Raw genomic sequence first — 17074 nt, forward strand, 5'->3', positions numbered from 1 at the left:
CAAATCAGTTGCTTAATACGTTGTTTTCCAAAATTTCAGCCTTGGGGAAGAGGATGTTGTTCTCCAAATGGATGTGGCGGTGAAGGTCTTCCTCAAATTCCTGCAATAGCGAGAAGGCTACCCGATAGGTATTGCATGCATCGGCCGGAGGGGTATAATCATGGCTCAATTCAGCGATCTTTCGGAAACGCTCGCCTTCATTGTCGTGTTCTTCCATCATCATTTTGATGGGATTTTTAACGGTTCCAAAATGCGGCTGTTCATTTGTAGGACCACTTACCATTTTACGTATCCACGGAAAAAGTACCAGTTCCTCTTTTTTCATGTGCATGGCCAATTCGCCCGCAGAGGCATTGAAATGTTCAAAAATCTCGTGCAGTTCGGGATGTCTTTCCCCGTGTACCTTGCAAAGTTTGGTCAGGTATTGCTTCAAGATCGGGATTTGTTGCTCCACATAACGATGGTGCTTCTTTTCAATATAGTCGGCCAAAAGATCTAAAGGCCAGGTTTTAAAATCGGGCTGGTCACTTTGGTTTTGATTTTGTACCGTATCAAGTTCTTGAACCAGGCTGTCCAAATCGAGCCCTTTTTTCTCTGCAACCTCTTGGAGCGTGCGGTTGCCTTTACAGCAGAAATCTATTTTGTGATTTTTGAAAATCTGGGCAGTCCGGTAATCCTCTGCTACCATTTGCCCTATTGTTTTATCCAAGGTATCGTTCATAATAAATGATTTTAAATATATTTTCATTAATCGGACAAAAATGTCCTTTATTTGCTCAAATTTTTTTATCGTTTCAAATAGGTCAACCCAACCTCCAATCCCGTGGCCAGTTCATATAAACTGGTACTTTTCAGCATTTTGCTCAAATCGGTACGGATATCAACGAATTTGTCGTGCAGGGGGCAGGGTTTTTGGGCATTACATTCCTTGAGTCCGAGACCGCACCCTACATAAATAGCATCTCCGTCTATGGCTTTGACTATCATGTTCAATTTTACCGCATCCATATCTTCCCGGGCAATTTGAAAACCACCAGTGGGCCCTTTAACGGAGTGGATGATGTTGTTCCTAGAGAGTTGTTGCAAAATCTTGGCCGTGAAAGCTATGGGCGAATCTATTTCCTCGGCAATTTCATTGACACTGACACGTCTTCCATCCAAGGATTGCAGCGCAATATAAACCGCTGCCCGAATACCATATTCACAGGCTTTTGAAAACATCATAGGGAACTTTTACAGGTACAAAGATACCATTAAAATTTAATTCGGACAAAATTGTCCTTTATTATTTATGAAAAGATTTCTTTGAAAGAAATCAAATATACGCCATTGTAGGGGAGGTCATATAGGTTCATACAAAAAACTTAATTGGGGACTCGGTTTTCTATGAGCATCATTGCAATCCCCAAAGGAATTAAAAGAGTGAGCAGCGCCAAGATTTCTAAATGTCCATTGAAGATGTTCCACTGCAGCCACGCAGCCATACCCCTATAAAAAATGAGAGCTTCGGTGAGAAGGAACCCCAAAAAATACCATGAGTAAGATTTCTTCGATATTCGAAACAAGCTAAAATAATCCATGAATAGGAACAGGCCAATACTGATGATGCCCAAAAAGGTCAAATGCAGATACCCAATGGTCAGATCAAGGTAGTTGGCCGCCATATTGGCAAAATAGGGGAGAGCGGTCAAAAGTTGCAATACTATTTTGATCCATATCAAAACCAGTACTGTTCTGAACAGTAAAAACTGCACTTTTGACAAAGATAATTTACCGATGTTACGCTTTAACATACCCCATAATACTGCAAAGGCATAAAACTGTGAAACAGCTCCCAGACCTGCCAACACATAAAACCAAAAAGAAGGTTTTGTCCAAAGTGTGGACAAGAAAAAGGTGAGCACAATCCCCACATTTAGACTTATAAAAAAGCGAGCGAAGGTTTTTGTGGGAATTTCAAGACCGCGCTGTTCCCAAACATAAATGAAAAGCCCTACCAAGGCCAATATCATCCAGCCATTGTATTGAAAATGGAGGTAAAAATATATCGCCAGTCGGTACCAAATGGATTGAGCTCCCAAACTGTTCATGATTGCTCCCAAGGCCCAAGGTCCCAAACTGGAGATTACCATATAGATCAGGGCCGCTTTTGCACATTGCAATCCTTTGCTGTGCTTGTATTTTGGGTTGATGTTTTTCCAGAAATGGTAAACGTAGACATACGACACGATCAGGAAAAGGGTAGAAAAAATAATGGAAAACAGCGCATACCCTTGAAAAGGAAAGGTCACCAACATACCCACCAAGGTGGTTTGCGTACACCAAAATATACGTTTGTACTTTCTGCTGGACGCATCCTTATCCACAAAACAATAATGCAACAAGGTAGTTAGGGCCACATATACCCAACCCAAGAGGGCTATGTGAGAATGGGCATGGACAACAAACCTGTAGTTGAAATCAAAAGCGAAAATAGGGTAGGTACGCAACAGCAACCCCAATAGGGCCGCCACAAGAAAGTAAATCACGGCAATTAGGATATGCGATTGATACGACTGATGCTTCACTTTGTGTTGTTTGTGAACATTACGCTGATCAAGATTAAAAATCTTTTTTTCCAGCTTTATAGCGTAAGCCCAAGATAGGCAGAATGGTCCATAATAAAAGAATTGCTATGGAAATCAGAAACCCTAGGTCGGTCCCAAAAAACTTTTTGAAAATGGCACCGGTATACCCCAATAGTGCAGAGATATCCAATTTAAGGAGAATCAATATGCGGGAAAGATCTATTGGATTTAGCGCGGTGGCCACCAAGGAAAAGGTATCCAGCGGATACTCCTCAAAAACAATCAGGGACATCAGGAACAATCCATCATAGACCACGGCCAAGAAAAGCCAAAGCAATACGGCATATCCAAATCCTTTTATCTTGTTTTCGTTGGATATGGCAATCACAAAGGAAAGTCCCACAAAAATAAAGGTGAGAAATGCACCGGTGACCAGTAAAAGGGAAAAATCAAAAATAGCATTGCTTCGCAAAAGTCCATATAGCACAAATGGAATCCCCAGCCCCAACACCAGACTCAGCGTCAACGAGCCTGCCACACCAAAATATTGCCCCATAAAAATGGAACTCCGTTTTATGGGCTGCGCCAATAGGAGCTCGGTAAATTCCCGGGAATTGTAGTAGTACATCACACCGAAAATGGTACCTATCAATGGAATCAGGACAATGATCACATTCATTAGGGTAATCACAGCCTTGGAAACATCGTTGTTCAAGAACAGCAGCACAAATCCAAGGGCAAGGTAAAATAGAAAATACACGTAGCTCCATCGGCTTCGTATCAAATCGTAAAAACTGTATTTTAATATTTTAAGCATGGCTACCGGTTGTTATGGCCGCAATGGCGTGTTCAAAATTGGTTTGTTTGGTCTGTTTCAATAGTTTTTGAATACTTCCTTTAAAATAAATTTCCCCTTCCAGTAGGTATAGGATTTCATCGGCCATTTCTTCCACAAATTGCATAATGTGCGAGGTGATCAAAATGGTCTTGCCATTGTTTTTTTCTTTTTGGATCAATTCTTTTAAACGAATCAATGCTTTGGGATCCAAACCTGTTGTGGGCTCATCCAAAATAATCAAGGGACTGTCGAACATAAAAGTGAGTACAATGTTCACTTTTTGCTTGGTACCGCCCGATAGGGTGGACAACTTTTTGTTCAGAAAGGGTTCCAATCCAAAGAGCTCGATAAGCTCCGCTTCGGTACTTGGGCTATTTCTTAGGTCCTTGATCATGTTGATCAATTCCTTGACCTTGATATTTGGGGGGAAATTGGCAATCTGGGGCAGGTAGTCGATTTTTTTGCGGTACTTCCACCCTTTTTTAATGGATTGTTCCAACACGGATATTTCTCCTTTATCGGGGATTACCATACCCAGAATACTCTTGATCAAGGTGGTTTTTCCCGAACCGTTCGGACCAAGGATGGCATAAATGCGTCCTTCGTCAATGGAAAGGTCTATTCCTTTCAATACTTGGTTTTTGCCAAATCGCTTATGAAGGTTGTGTATTGCAATGGTCATGGGCGTATTTTCATTAAGGGTTGGGCATCTTTTAAATTATCGGGCGTAAAAACGGGGGACACTCGTTCGGAAAAATCAATAATATCCATGAACAGGCTCCGTAAAAGTACAATGGTCTCGGGGGTGCGGTTCACTACATAGGAAAACAACTTAACAGGGCGGTAAGGGACATCCCCAACACCGTCTTTGTCCAGGTCGTAACCCGTGTAGCTGCTCCAAAAGTTACCCTCGAACACATTATCGTTCAGTTTGCTGTTGTAGGAGATATCAAAAGAGTTGTACAAAAAATTATTGCCCTTAAAACTATTGGTATAGCAGGCTCCGACCACTCGTATGGCCCAACCATTGCCTATAAAGTCGTTATTGGTATATTGGATTCTGTTAGATCCCTCGATATTGATGCCGATGGTGTTTTCCTCAAAAATATTCCCAACAATTTCTGCATCAGTAATCTCTTTCAATAGCATGCCGTAGGCCGCTGTGCCCCAATTCTTGCGAAAAGTGTTGTTTTTCATGGTGATGAACTTGGAGAACATCACAGCAACCCCGGCACCGTTGTTTTCGAACGTATTGCGGGTATACACATCATGGTTGGAAAACATGAAATGTAGTCCGTAGCGGAGATTGTTCATGCTCACATTATCGGAGATGGTGATGCGGTCGGAAAATTCCAGATAGATACCATCCCGAGTGCCCTGAACATGGTTTTTGGCCACTTCTATATCCGAGGAGTACCAAAGTTGAATGCCATTGCCCGAGTTATATTCGTCCACAGCTTCGCCAATAATTCTATTGTGGTAGACCTTGCCGTGTGATGATTTTTCCAAATAGATACCAAAGAACAATTGCTCCAATACCATATTCTGGATGAGGAAATTTTTGCTTTGTACCACCCGTATGGCCGCGTTGTCCTTGGTGTAACTAACCCCTACATTGATGACGAAAAGCCCATCCAATGTAACATCATCCGATGTGATTCTAAAGATTTCTCCCTTTTTTTCGCCATCAACAATGGGATAATCAATCCCTTTGATGACCAAGGGTTTGTCTACCAAAATCTCAAATTCCTTGTATGTACCTTTTTCAATCAACAGGGTGTCGTAGGGAGCAGCACGTAAAATGGTTTCCTTGATGGAACTGTTCTCGCAGGTGCTACAAACGGTCCAGGTGTTTGCCAAGCCTATTTGAAAGCCCATCAAAAAAACAAATCCTAGAATACGTTTTATAAGTTGTATATCCAATTTCATAAAATAATTCGATTCTTGCACTAAATCCTATAGGTGGCGCAAAGTCATACCGAGAGCCATAATTTCCATTTTTTATTTGAATTATGTTAAATCTTCCACTGACTTTCCTGTTATTTTAGTTACTGCAATGCGGTATACCACGGGCATTTCCGCTTCTTGCAATTTTCCTGAAAAGTGGCTTAAAAAATGGGGGCGTTCAGCATTTTTACTGTCTATGGTTCGCTGTACGCCGTCTGCAAAACGTTTTAAACATAGCTTGGCACTATCTCCGGTAAGTTCTTGAAATGTACCATGTACTTGTACCGATTGCCAATTACGAAACGACTCGATACTATCCACTTGAAAAGAAACGGTATTGCATTTTCTAAGGGCGTTTATCCGATGTCCGTTGGATGCAAAACACAAAATACTCTTTTCATCCTTATCAAAAAAGTAGGTCGATGGCACTACATGGGGTTCATTATTGGCAATGTAGGCAAGGTGTCCCACATAATTGTCTGCCAAAAGTCCGGTGCATTTTACCAGTTCCAAATCTGCGATTGTGCTCATGTTCAAAGTTTAAATTTGTTTTTAATTTCAGTCCATGTATAAAGTTCACCACCCTGCTTGGTCATAGTTTCCTTGGCAGCTTCTTCATTGGTAAAGGCACTTAGGTATTCACCCATGGGACTGGGAATGTTCTCACTGATAAGATAGGTGGCCTTGGTGGCATCCACCAGTTCACCGGGTTGGCCAAAATCATTGACCAGGAAAAGGGCCATGGCGGATTCACCTTCATCCTTTAATTGGTTCATCATACATTCAATGGCATCAAAATTAAAGACCTTGCCTTTTTTGGTCACCAATTGTGCGGCATGTTGTTTGTCCACAATGGTCATGCTGCAATAATGACAGCCCACATGCCCATAATCAATGGGTTTTGGTCCCACGGAGCATCCTATACTGCCGTTAAGCATGATAAAGAGCAATGTTATGTGTTTTTTCATGATATACTTTTTACTGTTTTTTGGTTTTTCCACCCAAGGAATGCGGCAAGTAATGTTAGCATCATTCCAGCGAACATTAACCAAGCTCCGGAAGCAGGTAAAGAGGTTACATCAAAATTGAGCATTTTTACATGTCCCAACAATGGAGGTTTGTAGGTCATTGGGCTTCCATCGGTGTTGGTCAGTTTCATAATGGCATTGGGGTCCAAGTTGGTACCATAGTCGATCAGCCATTCATTGAAATCGTACATGCCCAATACACCGAGAACGGACATGGTCAAGAACCATCCCAAGAACCATTTGTAGCTTAGTTTGTTCAAATAGCCCAAAATACCGATCAATGATCCAAGAGTCACCATGACCCCAATAACAATTGGAAAAGCACCAAATTCCCACATTTCGTCTGCTTTGGGCAGGGTTTGCATACCAATATAGTGGTTAAGGCCATCAATGTTCTGGATGTCGAATTCGTTCACCCCCTTCAGCCCATTGATGTATATATCCATGCCCAATGGGTCTGGGTACTGGGGGGCACCCAACATGATGTTCCATAAAGGAAAAATGTACAATCCCAATAAGAAGAGCGGGCCAACAATCATTAAAATACTAGCCTTTTTCATTTTTTATGATTTAAAAGTTACAAATTGAGCGTGGCTTTTGGAGGGAATTTGTAAGAAAAGCGGGCAGGTCATGGACGCAGCCCGCTTTATGTAATGGTGGTTCAATCCGAATTATTCACCAAGTGACCATTTAAGCTCTACATTGGAGTTGGCTGGGGAAACCCTAACATATCCTTGCATTTCTTGGTGCAGTGCAGAACAGAAATCTGTACAGTAGAATGGCCATACCCCAACTTTTTTAGGTTCCCAAACCGATGTTTTGGTCTGTCCGGGCATAATGAGAAGCTCTGATGTGTTCTGTCCGATCATGGCAAAGCCATGCGGTACATCAAAATCCTGTTCGTGGTTGGTAATATGGAAATATACCTTATCACCAACTTTGATTCCCTCTATATTATCAGGAGTAAAGTGACTTCTAATAGTGGACATATATACATGTACCTCGTTTCCGTCCCGTACCACTTTGGATTCGGTGGGAGATAATACGGCATAGGGGTGTTTGTTCTCATCCAACCTATATATTTTCTTGGATTTTGGCGCCAAGATCTCAGCTGGGATTCCTGCGGCATAGTGAGGTTCACCGTGCGTAGGGAAGTCATAGATCAACTCCATTTTTTCCCCAGAGATGTCGTAAATCTGGGCTGAGTGTTCCATTTCAGGTCCTGTGGGCAAATACCTGTCTTTGGTAATCTTGTTTAGCGCCACAACATATTTGCCAAAAGGTTTTCTGGAGTTTCCTCCGGGAATCATCAAGTGGCCTACGGAATAGTATGTCGGTTTCCTGTCAATAACCTCCCAAGTTCCTAATTTCCATTTTACTACTTCGGAAGAGATAAAGAAAGTAGTGTAGGCATTTCCTTCATCGTCGAACTCAGTGTGCAATGGCCCTAATCCGCCACTTTTTACCTGTCCTGCCAGCACATCTTCAAATTTGAGGATAGGGATGCCGTAAGCTTCCCCATCAAATTTTTCACCTTCAATGGCGGCGATCATTTTATCGAAGGAGTGTACGGTCAAGTCTGCGGACAATTTGCCGTTACCAATAATATATTGTCCAGAGGGATCTACATCGCAACCGTGGGGAGATTTTGGGGTGGGTAAAAAGTAAACAGCCCCGGGAACTTTCAAGGGATCCACCGTCAACACCTCTTTTTTCATGGTAGTGGTAGCTGTATGGGTACTTTCATCGTATAAATTGTGGGCGTATTCGGCGGGCACCTTGGTACCTCCGCCATTGTTCACATATTCCTCAATTTTCTTCCAATTGACAGCGGCAATAAAATCCTTGTCGTTTTGAGAAGAATTTACCTCTTGAAGGGTGTGTGCCTCTTCTGTGTTATAGGTAGTGAAGAAGAACCAACCATGGGATTTTCCCCTTCCTGGATGGGAAAGGTCATAGTTGAAACCGGGCATCATCAACTGGAATTTGATGTCCATGTGACCGTGTTCCGGGTCAACGCTGATAAAGGACAACGAGCCCTTAAAATTGCTTTTGTATTCATTGATGGGGATGTCCCTTTGTGGAATGGGAACAGAGAAACGGGTTCCCGCCACTACATATTCCGTGTTTTCCGTAATAAAGGAAGAACTGTGGTTCCCGGCACTATTGGGTACCTCGATGATTTCTTCGGTCTCAAAAGTGCTCAGGCTGATACGTGCGATTCTGGGGGTATTGTTCCCATTGATAAAAATCCAACGTCCATCCAATTCTCCATTGGTCTGTGATATGTCAGGGTGGTGGGCATCGTCCCAAGGCACAAAACCATGGGAAGTGTTGAGCATCGGTTTGGTTTCTTCGGAGTAGCCATAACCTGATGTTGGAAATTGCGAGAATACCGGAATTTCCTTGAACATTCGTCCGGAAGGCAATCCGTAAACAGTAAGGTTTCCGCTATAACCACCCGACATAAAGGCGTAAAATTCGTCCTGCTCACCCGGAGCTACGTATACTTTTTCGGCAGCACTGGACGACAGCGCACCGTTTGAACTTTGGTTCTGCTGGCCACAGGAAACCAGCATTAGTGCTGCTCCCATGGTCATTGTTAAATAGCTATAAATTTTCATTGTATTAGTTTTTGTTTTTATAATTATTATTGGGTAGGAGGTAGGATTACCTTATCCACTACATGCACGATTCCGTTTCCTGCAGTTATACTGGCCACTATTTTAGCTCCGCCTATATAGACTTCGTTGTCTTTTACTTCAACGGTTACATTTTGATCATTGGCCTGGCCGAATTTTTTGAAATTCATCAAAAATTCTTTGGAATAGTTCCCAGGGGTTACATGGTATTTAAGGATATTGGCCAGGGCATCTTTGTTTTCTGGCTTCAATAGGTCTTCCACAGTAACCTCGGGCAGTGCATCAAAAGCAGCATTTGTAGGAGCGAAAACCATCAGCGGACCAGCATTGACCAATACATTTTTCAATTTTGCCGCCTGTACGGCAGCAACGAGTGTGGTATGGTCAGGAGATTCCAATGCTATTTGCAGTACATTGGGCGTGGATTCATCATCCTGTATAAAGGCTTGTCCCTTATTGTACTCCGAACCAACAGAAGACTCATTTGAATTGGAGTTCCCTGTTTCGTTTTTGGGTTCGTTTTTACAGCTGCTCATAATTGCGAGCAGTAAAAATAACCCCATCATACTGAGTTTAATGGTCGATTTCATAACGTTTATTCTAAGGTTCTAAAATATTCAAGAATGGCCCTGGCCTGATCTTCCGTTAGTCCTTGGTTGGACATTGGCGATCCGTTGAACTCCTGCAGTAGGTCTTTTGCCAAAGGGTCTTGTTGTACCATTTCCTGAGGATTCAAGATCATGTTCATGACCCATTCAGGGGTTCTTCTTTCCAATATCCCGTTAGGGGGAGGGCCAATGAATTTTTTACCGATTCTGTGGCATGCCAAACACATTTGGTCATATACCTTTTTACCGTTTTCCGCCATGGCTTGGTCAATTTCTGGCGATAATTCAACAGATGTTACGGGACCAACCCCTTTTGTGGTCATGTCCACACGCTCAGAAGGTTTAACCTCATCAGTGGTGTTGGTTTCTGCAGGTTGTTCTGTTTGAGCCTTTTTGCGTTGTACGCTAAAGCCTTCCTCTTTTTTTTCCTCTTTCTTTCCACCACAACTAATCATAATAAGGGCGAAGAGCAGGGCCATACTTTTTACTATTGCTTTCATGTGATCAATGGTTAAAATTTCGTTTCAAAAGTATATAGAGGCATAGACCTATAACATGATATTAATCATAAAAAGGATAAAAATATCTTTTAATCTTTGCTTAACATTTCAAGCCATGCTTTCCAATTCATCCAAATATGCCATTAAGGGGGTGCTCTATTTAGCATTGAACTCCAATGAGTCCCATAAAATTATGGTCAGGGATATTTTTGAGGTAGTGCATGTGCCGGAAGCATACTTGGCCAAATTATTGCAAGAATTGTCCCGCCATGGAATTATTTCCTCAGTACGGGGGCCCAAGGGAGGTTTTTATTTGAGCGAGGATGACCGAAAGCGTACCTTAATGGATATTGTAAGGGTAATCGATGGGGAAAAACGTGTGCACTCCTGCGTCATGGGTATGAGAAACTGTGATATGGACAACCCTTGCGTGCTTCATAAACTTGTAGGGGCCAATAAGTCTAAATTTATTAACGTTCTGGAAAATACGACCATTTTGGACTTGGTTGAAGGAAAACAAAATATTGAAGAATTTTTTCCATTATAGTCCGGAACTGTCAATAGTTAGGTTTCTTTTCGATTTTTTTTGATTGTTCTAAAATCCTCCAGCGTGTTAATGTTCCATACTGACTTGGAGTGGGACTTGGGCAAATCAATGGTTTTTGTACGTAATGTTGCCAGTAGTTTTTGCAGGCCTAGCTTTTCCTCATCAATGGCTTCCTTAAAATAAGCTATGCTACTTTTTCTGTAGATACCGACCAATGGCATGGGTACATCTTCATGTTGTACGATAAAGCCATCATGCTTATCATCAATTCCATCAATCAAAATACCAATGGTTTCCTTGTTCAATAAAGGGGTGTCACAGGCAACAACTATGTTAAACTCGGTGTTTGAGTGGGTCAGACCGGTATAAATGCCACCTATGGGGCCAACACAGGGAATCAGGTCAGCGTGCCTTGTTACGCCCAAACTATCCAATTTTTGATTGTTTGATATGATGAGGACATTTTCAGCACATTGTTTTACTGTTTCTAAAATATGGGAGATAAAAGGTTTGTCATCAAGCATCAAAAAAGCCTTATCCTTGCCCATACGGGTACTTTTTCCACCCGCTAAAACAATACCCGTCAAATTTGAAGGATTCAGCATTCGGTAGTGCTACTTTTTGGGTTGGGATAATTGTCCGATTGGTCCTCGGTAGTGTTGTCCAAGCAAGCAAAATCCTTTTCAACCAATAACGAAAGCTGTTTTCCGTTGGGTAAATCCATTATGCCGCTAAAACCAACCTTATCCGAAATGTCCCATCCCGATTGTTTCTTATCGGCCAGGTACAGGGTAATGGTATTTTCCTCAAAAGAGGCCTCTAGGCTATCAATGCCTTTCTTTGCTTTTAGCACATAACTGAATACACTGTGACCAAAATCTGTGGTTTCCTTGTACAATCCTGTTTTGCAGAAGGTTTCCACTTCGGTCTTCGTCAATCTGTATCGTATCGAATTTCCTTTTATCCTAATCTTCATACGTTTCTTTTTTTGGCTTTTTGGTCTCGTTCAAATTGTAATTGATGGTAACACGTGTTCCTTCACCGGGGCTGGAGTTGATGAACAATCTGCCGTTGATGTAACTTATGCGCTCCTTCATAAAAAACACCCCCATTCCGCCTTCACTGTTGTTTTTTGGAGGACGCTCCAAAACAGTCGGGTCAAAACCTTTGCCATCATCGTCTATGACCACGCTCAACAAATTGTCCGTATGGTTTATGGAAACCAAAATATAATTAGCATCCGCATATTTAATGGCATTGTTCACGGCTTCTTGTGTAACCCTGTAAATATTGGTTTCCGCCAACGAATCAAAACGGATGTTCTGTTCTGCCTTGTTTTCGAACAAAATGTTCTTTCCCGTTAATTTACTCAATTCCGAAGTCATTTTTTGCAATGCGGGAAAAATACCGTGGTCGCCCAATTCGGGAGGAGTAAGATTAAAGGTGGCGGTGCGCACCCCTTTGATCAAATCGGAAGTAAGCTCTTTTAGGTAAGCTATTTTTTCTTTGGTGCGCTCCTTTTGGTCCAAGTTGATGGATTCAATATTGAACCGTAGGGCCGTAAGCATTTGCCCTATGCCGTCATGAATGTCCTTGGCAATACGTTTTCGCTCTTCTTCCTGGCCCTCAACAATAAGGCTGGCCTGTATTTGTTTTTGGCGCATGCGGTCCTCGTAATTCTGAAGGGTGAGTTGTTCCACCTTTTCTTGGTTGTTCTTGCGCTCCGTTATATCGGAACATAACAGCAAAACACTTTGTTTTAGGCTTGTTTGGTGCATGGGAACAATGGACATATCCAACCATAATTTGTTGCCCGCTTTGGTCTTAATTTCAATTTCCTCCGTTCTGATGCTCTTCCGTGGTTTGGTCAAAATCTCTCCAAGATATTGCCGTTGTCCCTCATCGGTGGTCAATATTTCGGAAAGATGGGTGTTGGGGGGGATGTTGGACGTCTCCAATAGGGTAAGGAATTTTTTGCTGATAAAGACGACCGTTCCATCATTACGGGCACTGGCAAATAGTGCGGCGTTGTCAATAACAAAGTTGAGTTCCTTAAGTTCTTGGAGGGATTTTTCTTTCTCTTGGAATATTTTCTTGATCTCTTGGGCGTCCTGTTCCGATTGCAACCTGCTTTTCACCAATTTCTGAATGGTTTCCTTTATCTGAATGGATAATGGCCTGAAGATGAAGAGCACTTCCAGAATCAGAATCAACAGCGAAAACGCGAGTAATAGATATTCTTTGAGTTTCAGTCGTTGCAGGCGTTCCTTACTGATGGCATCATACTCATTGACGATGGCGTCCATTTTTTCTAGGAAAGGGGCTTCATTGGCCAATAAAATATCCATTTGTTGCTGATGGGAACCACTGTCCCCTTGTTTCAATATAGTTCTCACCGCATTTACCATGGCGTTGTGGTGCGGGGAAAGTTCTTCAAAATGTTTTAAGATGGATGGATTGTCCTCTTTGGGCAGACCAATACTATCATTCCCGTTTTGAAGTCCTTCATGGGAAGTCTTCCAAATAAAAAGGGTGTTTTCCAATCTTTCCAAAAGCTCGCTGTGCTTATTTTTGTCAAGGTTTCCACTTTGCAGTAAAAGGGCTTCTTTGACCAATTTTTGGCTGTAGGCACGTTGTCTGCCCGCTACATTGATTACACGGGAGTCGTTCAATTGGGAGTTGAGGTGCTGTTGTATCAAAATTTGAGCGACAATAATGGTAATGGCTATGGCCGATAGGGCCAGTAGATACCACTTGCGGATTCTCAAAAATGTTGAGACGTCCAATGTTTGTTGCTGTTTCTTCCTTTTCATTGATTTTTTTAAACCCAGGTAGGGTGTTAATTAAGGGCTTTGGTGATCAATTCCTTCCCCCTTTCCGAAAAAGATATGGACAAAGCGGCCTTATGTCCTTTTGGGGACATCTTTTTCCAGGTTTTTTGTAAAATGGAGACGATTTTATGGTCATCGTGCTTGACTAGAAAAGGTTCGTAATAATACTTTAAAAAAACCAGGCAAATAACATCTTCCAGGGTTTGGGTCTCCTCATCTTTTTTCAATTGTTTTTTGAGGAGCAAAAAAGCAACCCTGTCAATAGTTTTATCATCGTACCCCGCTTCTTTTAATATGGACTTGGACATTTCAGCATGGAACTTTTTGAGCTCTTGCCTCCATTTTAGGTAGCCAACGCGGTTCATTTCGTAGGATTCCCTCGGGATTTCCCAACGGCAGATGTGCTGGCAGCGTGCCGTTAACTGAAGGGCCTCCGAAGCATCGGGTTCAAATTCATTCAGAGTATCCGTCATACGCTGTGCATATAAAAGCTCTTTTGGGTATGCTGTCCCTTCAAAATTTTCCTTGTTGGGGTCTTGTGTATTGGCCTCATCAAATAGCTTGAATGCTTCCAAAAGTTTTTTGGATTTGCCCATATCTAGTGGTTTTCTTAAAACTATTCAGAAAAACCAATATACACAAAGCCATTTTCAACTTTTATGGGGAAAGTGGCAATCGAAGGCAGATCACCGTTGAGGTTTTCCCCCGTTTCCAAAGAAAATGTTTTTTTGTGCATGGGGCAGGCCACTTTGGCAATACCTTCGGAATCTCCTATCATGCCCCGTGAAAGTACCATTTCCATTTTATGGGGACACAAGTTTTGACAGGCATACCATTTTTGTTTTCGTTTAAAATGGTACACGGCAATTTGCTTGTCCTTGTATTTGATGCATGCCCCGCCATTTTCTGGTATGTCTTGCTCATGGCAGGCTTTGAACCAAACCGTTACCTTGTCCAAGGCAACGGGAGCGTATTGGTGAAATAATGTTTCCATGTTATTGGTGTTTAGTTGGTCCATGGTTGTGGCATTTTCTGCTCTCTCATAGGAACAAAAACCAAGTTGTCGTCTTTATCATCAGTATTCACAAAGTGCTTGAAACGCTTTCCGATTTCTTCATTTTCCACTGCTTGTTTCCATTCACATTCATATTTGTCCACAAGACTTTGCATATCCTTTTCGAGTTCTTCGGCAATGTTCAAGCTGTCTTCGATTACAACCTTTTTGAGCTGTTCTATGCCGCCTTCCAGTTTTTCAAGCCATGCAGCGGTACGCATCAATGGAGCAGCTGTTCGGATGTAGTACATTAAAAAGCGATCCAGGTATTTTATGACCGTTTCGTTATCAATTTGTTCTGCCAACAATTGTGCGTGTTTTGGTGTGGCTCCTCCATTGCCACATACATAAAGGTTCCAACCGCCTTCTACCGCGATTACCCCAAAATCCTTGCCGCGGGCCTCCGCGCATTCGCGAATGCATCCCGATACACCGCCCTTTAGTTTGTGGGGGGACCGAATTCCTTTATAACGTTCTTCAAGGGCAATGGCAAAGCTTACACTCTCGTCCATACCGTATCGGCACCATGTGGAGCCCACGCAGCTTTTTACGGTACGTAAGGACTTGCCATAGGCGTGACCACTTTCAAAACCTGCAGCGATGAGTTTTTTCCAGATGGCGGGAAGATCGTTTAGCTCGGCACCGAATAAATCAATGCGCTGTCCCCCGGTAATTTTGGTGTACAGATTAAATTCTTTGGCCACTTCTCCAATAACGATCAATTTTTCCGGGGTAATTTCTCCTCCGGGTATCCGTGGTACGACCGAATAGGAGCCATTCCGTTGGATGTTGGCCAAAAAACGATCGTTGGAGTCCTGTATCACATCTTCCTTGTTGGCCGTGTCATTATAAATGGTGGCAAAAATGGAGGCAAGAGCAGGTTTGCACACTTCACACCCATCGCCCTGTCCACATTTGTCGAGGGCTTCATCATAACTTGTGATGCCCTTTACCTTGATAATGCCGTAGAGTTCTTGCCGGGTATATTCAAAATGTTCGCAAATAACATCTTTTACCTCTTTCCCCATGGATTTAAGGGTCTCATTGACCAGTTCCATCACCATGGGTTTGCACCCTCCACAGCCTGTGGCGGCCTTGGTACAGCTTATAATATCTTTGAGGGAATCGGATTCGCCATTTAACAGGGACGAGCAAATATTTCCTTTGGAAACACTTTCACAGGAGCATATTTGAGCTGTATCGGGCAAATCCATGGCACTGCCAAAGGCAGAACCTCCTTCGCCACGAGCTCCCACGATCAATTCTTCCGCATTATCGGGCAAGGCCATTCCATTAAGGTACATTTGGTGCAGAATATTGTAGTCCGCGGCATCTCCAACGAGAATTCCCCCTAAGAGGGTTTTTCCATCATGGCTTACATTGATTCTTTTGTACAGGAACTTGGTCTTATTTTCAAAAATGATGGACAAACCTTTATCCGCAGGCATATATGGAGTGCCAAAACTCGCCACGTCCACGCCCATTAGTTTCAATTTGGTGGACATATCAATATCTTCCGGCATAGTCACTTCTTGGTTACCCAAAATTTGGTTTACGGCCACATCGGCCATTTCGTACCCGGGGGCCACAAGACCATATATCATCTGATTGTAAAGGGCTACCTCACCAATGGCAAAAATGTCCTTAGCGGATGTTTGCATCTTGTTGTTGACAACTATTCCGCCACGAGTACCCATGTCAAGCCCACAGGTTTTACCTAGTTCATCCCTAGGGCGTATTCCGGCCGAGATGATGAGCATATCCACATCCAACTGGTCATCTTCTCCAAATTCCATCCCTTCGATGACTTTATCTCCCAATATTTGATTGGTCGCCTTGCTCAGATGGATTTGTATTCCCATCGATTCCAATTTTAACCGAAGCACATTGCTGCTTCGCGTGTCCAATTGCCTGGGCATGAGTTTTGGGGCGAATTCCACTACATGAGGTTCCAACCCCATATCCAAGACCGCTTTCCCAGCTTCAAGACCTAAAAGGCCACCTCCAAGGATGGCTGCCCTTCCATTGGGTTTGATGGCTTTGATTTGTGAGGCATAAGCCATCATATCTTCCAAATCCTCTATGGTGCGGTAAACGAAAACACCTTCCTTTTCAACACCGGAAATGGGAGGTACAAAAGGTACAGAGCCTGTAGCTAGCACTAAGTAGTCGTATGTATAGGAATTGCCCGTAGCTGTGTGGATTTCCTTGTCCTCTTTTTTAATGTCTGTGACCCGTTGCCCTGTAATAAGTTCTATGCCATTATCACTGTACCAAGAAGCAGGTGCGAGTTCTAGGGCCTTTGCATTTTGGTTTTCAAAATATTCACTGAGATGCACCCTGTCATATGCAGGTCTGGGTTCTTCCCCGAATACTAAAAGTTTATATCCATCATTGGAGGATGATGCGATAAATTTTTCACAAAACTTATATCCGACCATCCCATTTCCCACTACAATTATAGTTTTCATATCCATATGATTTTGAAATAAAAATCAAAACTAAGTATAAT

Annotated in this window: 20 protein-coding genes; 2 read left to right on the plus strand and 18 right to left on the minus strand. The window is 42.6% G+C overall.

Going from position 1 to position 17074, the window contains the following annotated elements:
- Positions 1-4: 4 nt before the first annotated feature.
- The 12 genes from ric to VM932_RS13010 form a co-directional block, all read right to left on the minus strand.
- Positions 5-721 (minus strand): iron-sulfur cluster repair di-iron protein, encoded by a 717-nt coding sequence (ric, locus tag VM932_RS12955; RefSeq protein ID WP_326279183.1) that lies wholly within the window; start codon positions 719-721, stop codon positions 5-7.
- A gap of 65 nt (positions 722-786) precedes the next feature.
- Positions 787-1221 (minus strand): RrF2 family transcriptional regulator, encoded by a 435-nt coding sequence (locus VM932_RS12960; protein WP_326279247.1) that lies wholly within the window; start codon positions 1219-1221, stop codon positions 787-789.
- A 143-nt stretch (positions 1222-1364) separates the two neighbouring features.
- Positions 1365-2567: a hypothetical protein gene (locus VM932_RS12965; RefSeq protein WP_326279184.1), complete on the minus strand. Its 1203-nt coding sequence runs from the start codon at positions 2565-2567 to the stop codon at positions 1365-1367.
- 34 nt (positions 2568-2601) lie between these two features.
- The gene (locus VM932_RS12970; protein ID WP_293162345.1) at positions 2602-3384 is read right to left on the minus strand and encodes an ABC transporter permease; all 783 of its coding nucleotides are present in this window, start codon (positions 3382-3384) and stop codon (positions 2602-2604) included.
- Positions 3377-4087 (minus strand): ABC transporter ATP-binding protein, encoded by a 711-nt coding sequence (locus tag VM932_RS12975; RefSeq protein ID WP_326279185.1) that lies wholly within the window; start codon positions 4085-4087, stop codon positions 3377-3379. The genes VM932_RS12970 and VM932_RS12975 overlap by 8 nt, the downstream gene beginning before the upstream one ends.
- The gene (locus VM932_RS12980) at positions 4084-5283 is read right to left on the minus strand and encodes a nitrous oxide reductase family maturation protein NosD (protein WP_326279248.1); all 1200 of its coding nucleotides are present in this window, start codon (positions 5281-5283) and stop codon (positions 4084-4086) included. Before VM932_RS12980 ends, VM932_RS12975 begins: the two co-directional genes overlap by 4 nt.
- Before the next feature lie 132 nt (positions 5284-5415).
- Complete coding sequence (locus VM932_RS12985; protein WP_326279186.1) at positions 5416-5883, minus strand: pyridoxamine 5'-phosphate oxidase family protein; 468 nt, start codon at positions 5881-5883, stop codon at positions 5416-5418.
- 2 nt (positions 5884-5885) lie between these two features.
- A complete protein-coding gene (locus VM932_RS12990; RefSeq protein WP_326279187.1) occupies positions 5886-6320 on the minus strand; it encodes a nitrous oxide reductase accessory protein NosL in 435 nt (144 codons plus the stop codon).
- Positions 6317-6940, minus strand: a complete 624-nt coding sequence (locus VM932_RS12995; RefSeq protein WP_326279188.1) for a hypothetical protein — start codon at positions 6938-6940, stop codon at positions 6317-6319. Before VM932_RS12995 ends, VM932_RS12990 begins: the two co-directional genes overlap by 4 nt.
- 111 nt (positions 6941-7051) lie before the next feature.
- Positions 7052-8974 carry a Sec-dependent nitrous-oxide reductase gene (nosZ, locus tag VM932_RS13000; protein ID WP_428979750.1) on the minus strand — a complete coding sequence of 641 codons (1923 nt, stop codon included), beginning with the start codon at positions 8972-8974 and terminating at the stop codon, positions 7052-7054.
- A gap of 56 nt (positions 8975-9030) precedes the next feature.
- Positions 9031-9612, minus strand: coding sequence for a fasciclin domain-containing protein (locus VM932_RS13005; RefSeq protein ID WP_326279190.1), 582 nt, complete (start codon positions 9610-9612; stop codon positions 9031-9033).
- A 5-nt stretch (positions 9613-9617) separates the two neighbouring features.
- On the minus strand, positions 9618-10130 hold the full coding sequence (locus tag VM932_RS13010) for a c-type cytochrome (protein ID WP_326279191.1): 513 nt from the start codon (positions 10128-10130) through the stop codon (positions 9618-9620).
- A 115-nt stretch (positions 10131-10245) separates the two neighbouring features.
- Here VM932_RS13010 and VM932_RS13015 point away from each other — a divergent pair, with 115 nt between their 5' ends.
- The gene (locus VM932_RS13015) at positions 10246-10677 is read left to right on the plus strand and encodes an RrF2 family transcriptional regulator (protein ID WP_163626398.1); all 432 of its coding nucleotides are present in this window, start codon (positions 10246-10248) and stop codon (positions 10675-10677) included.
- A gap of 17 nt (positions 10678-10694) precedes the next feature.
- On the opposite strand, the gene mobA is transcribed toward VM932_RS13015, so the two are convergent.
- From mobA to VM932_RS13035, 4 genes are read right to left on the minus strand one after another with little or no spacing between them, the layout of a single operon-like run.
- On the minus strand, positions 10695-11282 hold the full coding sequence (gene mobA, locus VM932_RS13020) for a molybdenum cofactor guanylyltransferase (RefSeq protein WP_326279192.1): 588 nt from the start codon (positions 11280-11282) through the stop codon (positions 10695-10697).
- A complete protein-coding gene (locus VM932_RS13025; RefSeq protein ID WP_293162375.1) occupies positions 11276-11653 on the minus strand; it encodes a DUF7009 family protein in 378 nt (125 codons plus the stop codon). Before VM932_RS13025 ends, mobA begins: the two co-directional genes overlap by 7 nt.
- Positions 11643-13490 (minus strand): PAS domain-containing sensor histidine kinase, encoded by a 1848-nt coding sequence (locus VM932_RS13030; RefSeq protein WP_326279193.1) that lies wholly within the window; start codon positions 13488-13490, stop codon positions 11643-11645. The genes VM932_RS13025 and VM932_RS13030 overlap by 11 nt, the downstream gene beginning before the upstream one ends.
- A 26-nt stretch (positions 13491-13516) precedes the next feature.
- Positions 13517-14104 (minus strand): DUF4202 domain-containing protein, encoded by a 588-nt coding sequence (locus VM932_RS13035; protein WP_326279194.1) that lies wholly within the window; start codon positions 14102-14104, stop codon positions 13517-13519.
- Between VM932_RS13035 and VM932_RS16820 the strand changes: the two genes are divergently transcribed.
- Complete coding sequence (locus VM932_RS16820; RefSeq protein ID WP_487309606.1) at positions 14037-14204, plus strand: hypothetical protein; 168 nt, start codon at positions 14037-14039, stop codon at positions 14202-14204. The genes VM932_RS13035 and VM932_RS16820 overlap by 68 nt on opposite strands.
- Here the strand turns inward: VM932_RS16820 and nirD are convergent.
- Both nirD and nirB read right to left on the minus strand, forming a co-directional pair.
- Positions 14125-14502 carry a nitrite reductase small subunit NirD gene (nirD, locus tag VM932_RS13040; RefSeq protein ID WP_163626403.1) on the minus strand — a complete coding sequence of 126 codons (378 nt, stop codon included), beginning with the start codon at positions 14500-14502 and terminating at the stop codon, positions 14125-14127. The two genes, VM932_RS16820 and nirD, sit on opposite strands and share 80 nt — an antisense overlap.
- Before the next feature lie 11 nt (positions 14503-14513).
- Positions 14514-17033: a nitrite reductase large subunit NirB gene (nirB, locus tag VM932_RS13045; RefSeq protein WP_326279195.1), complete on the minus strand. Its 2520-nt coding sequence runs from the start codon at positions 17031-17033 to the stop codon at positions 14514-14516.
- Positions 17034-17074: the final 41 nt, after the last annotated feature.

Origin of the sequence: Flagellimonas halotolerans, from assembly GCF_035818535.1 — a bacterium.
GTDB lineage: Bacteria > Bacteroidota > Bacteroidia > Flavobacteriales > Flavobacteriaceae > Flagellimonas > Flagellimonas halotolerans.

Excerpts from the sequence above, each read along its gene's own strand:
- ric (WP_326279183.1), bottom strand. The coding sequence starts at position 721 with ATGAACGATACCTTGGATAAAACAATAGGGCAAATGGTAGCAGAGGAT.
- VM932_RS12960 (WP_326279247.1), bottom strand. The coding sequence starts at position 1,221 with ATGTTTTCAAAAGCCTGTGAATATGGTATTCGGGCAGCGGTTTATATT.
- VM932_RS12970 (WP_293162345.1), bottom strand. The coding sequence starts at position 3,384 with ATGCTTAAAATATTAAAATACAGTTTTTACGATTTGATACGAAGCCGA.
- VM932_RS12975 (WP_326279185.1), bottom strand. The coding sequence starts at position 4,087 with ATGACCATTGCAATACACAACCTTCATAAGCGATTTGGCAAAAACCAA.
- VM932_RS12980 (WP_326279248.1), bottom strand. The coding sequence starts at position 5,283 with ATGGGCTTTCAAATAGGCTTGGCAAACACCTGGACCGTTTGTAGCACC.
- VM932_RS12985 (WP_326279186.1), bottom strand. The coding sequence starts at position 5,883 with ATGAGCACAATCGCAGATTTGGAACTGGTAAAATGCACCGGACTTTTG.
- VM932_RS12990 (WP_326279187.1), bottom strand. The coding sequence starts at position 6,320 with ATGAAAAAACACATAACATTGCTCTTTATCATGCTTAACGGCAGTATA.
- VM932_RS12995 (WP_326279188.1), bottom strand. The coding sequence starts at position 6,940 with ATGAAAAAGGCTAGTATTTTAATGATTGTTGGCCCGCTCTTCTTATTG.
- nosZ (WP_428979750.1), bottom strand. The coding sequence starts at position 8,974 with ATGGGAGCAGCACTAATGCTGGTTTCCTGTGGCCAGCAGAACCAAAGT.
- VM932_RS13005 (WP_326279190.1), bottom strand. The coding sequence starts at position 9,612 with ATGAAATCGACCATTAAACTCAGTATGATGGGGTTATTTTTACTGCTC.
- VM932_RS13010 (WP_326279191.1), bottom strand. The coding sequence starts at position 10,130 with ATGAAAGCAATAGTAAAAAGTATGGCCCTGCTCTTCGCCCTTATTATG.
- VM932_RS13015 (WP_163626398.1), top strand. The coding sequence starts at position 10,246 with ATGCTTTCCAATTCATCCAAATATGCCATTAAGGGGGTGCTCTATTTA.
- mobA (WP_326279192.1), bottom strand. The coding sequence starts at position 11,282 with ATGCTGAATCCTTCAAATTTGACGGGTATTGTTTTAGCGGGTGGAAAA.
- VM932_RS13025 (WP_293162375.1), bottom strand. The coding sequence starts at position 11,653 with ATGAAGATTAGGATAAAAGGAAATTCGATACGATACAGATTGACGAAG.
- VM932_RS13030 (WP_326279193.1), bottom strand. The coding sequence starts at position 13,490 with ATGAAAAGGAAGAAACAGCAACAAACATTGGACGTCTCAACATTTTTG.
- VM932_RS13035 (WP_326279194.1), bottom strand. The coding sequence starts at position 14,104 with ATGGGCAAATCCAAAAAACTTTTGGAAGCATTCAAGCTATTTGATGAG.
- nirD (WP_163626403.1), bottom strand. The coding sequence starts at position 14,502 with ATGGAAACATTATTTCACCAATACGCTCCCGTTGCCTTGGACAAGGTA.
- nirB (WP_326279195.1), bottom strand. The coding sequence starts at position 17,033 with ATGAAAACTATAATTGTAGTGGGAAATGGGATGGTCGGATATAAGTTT.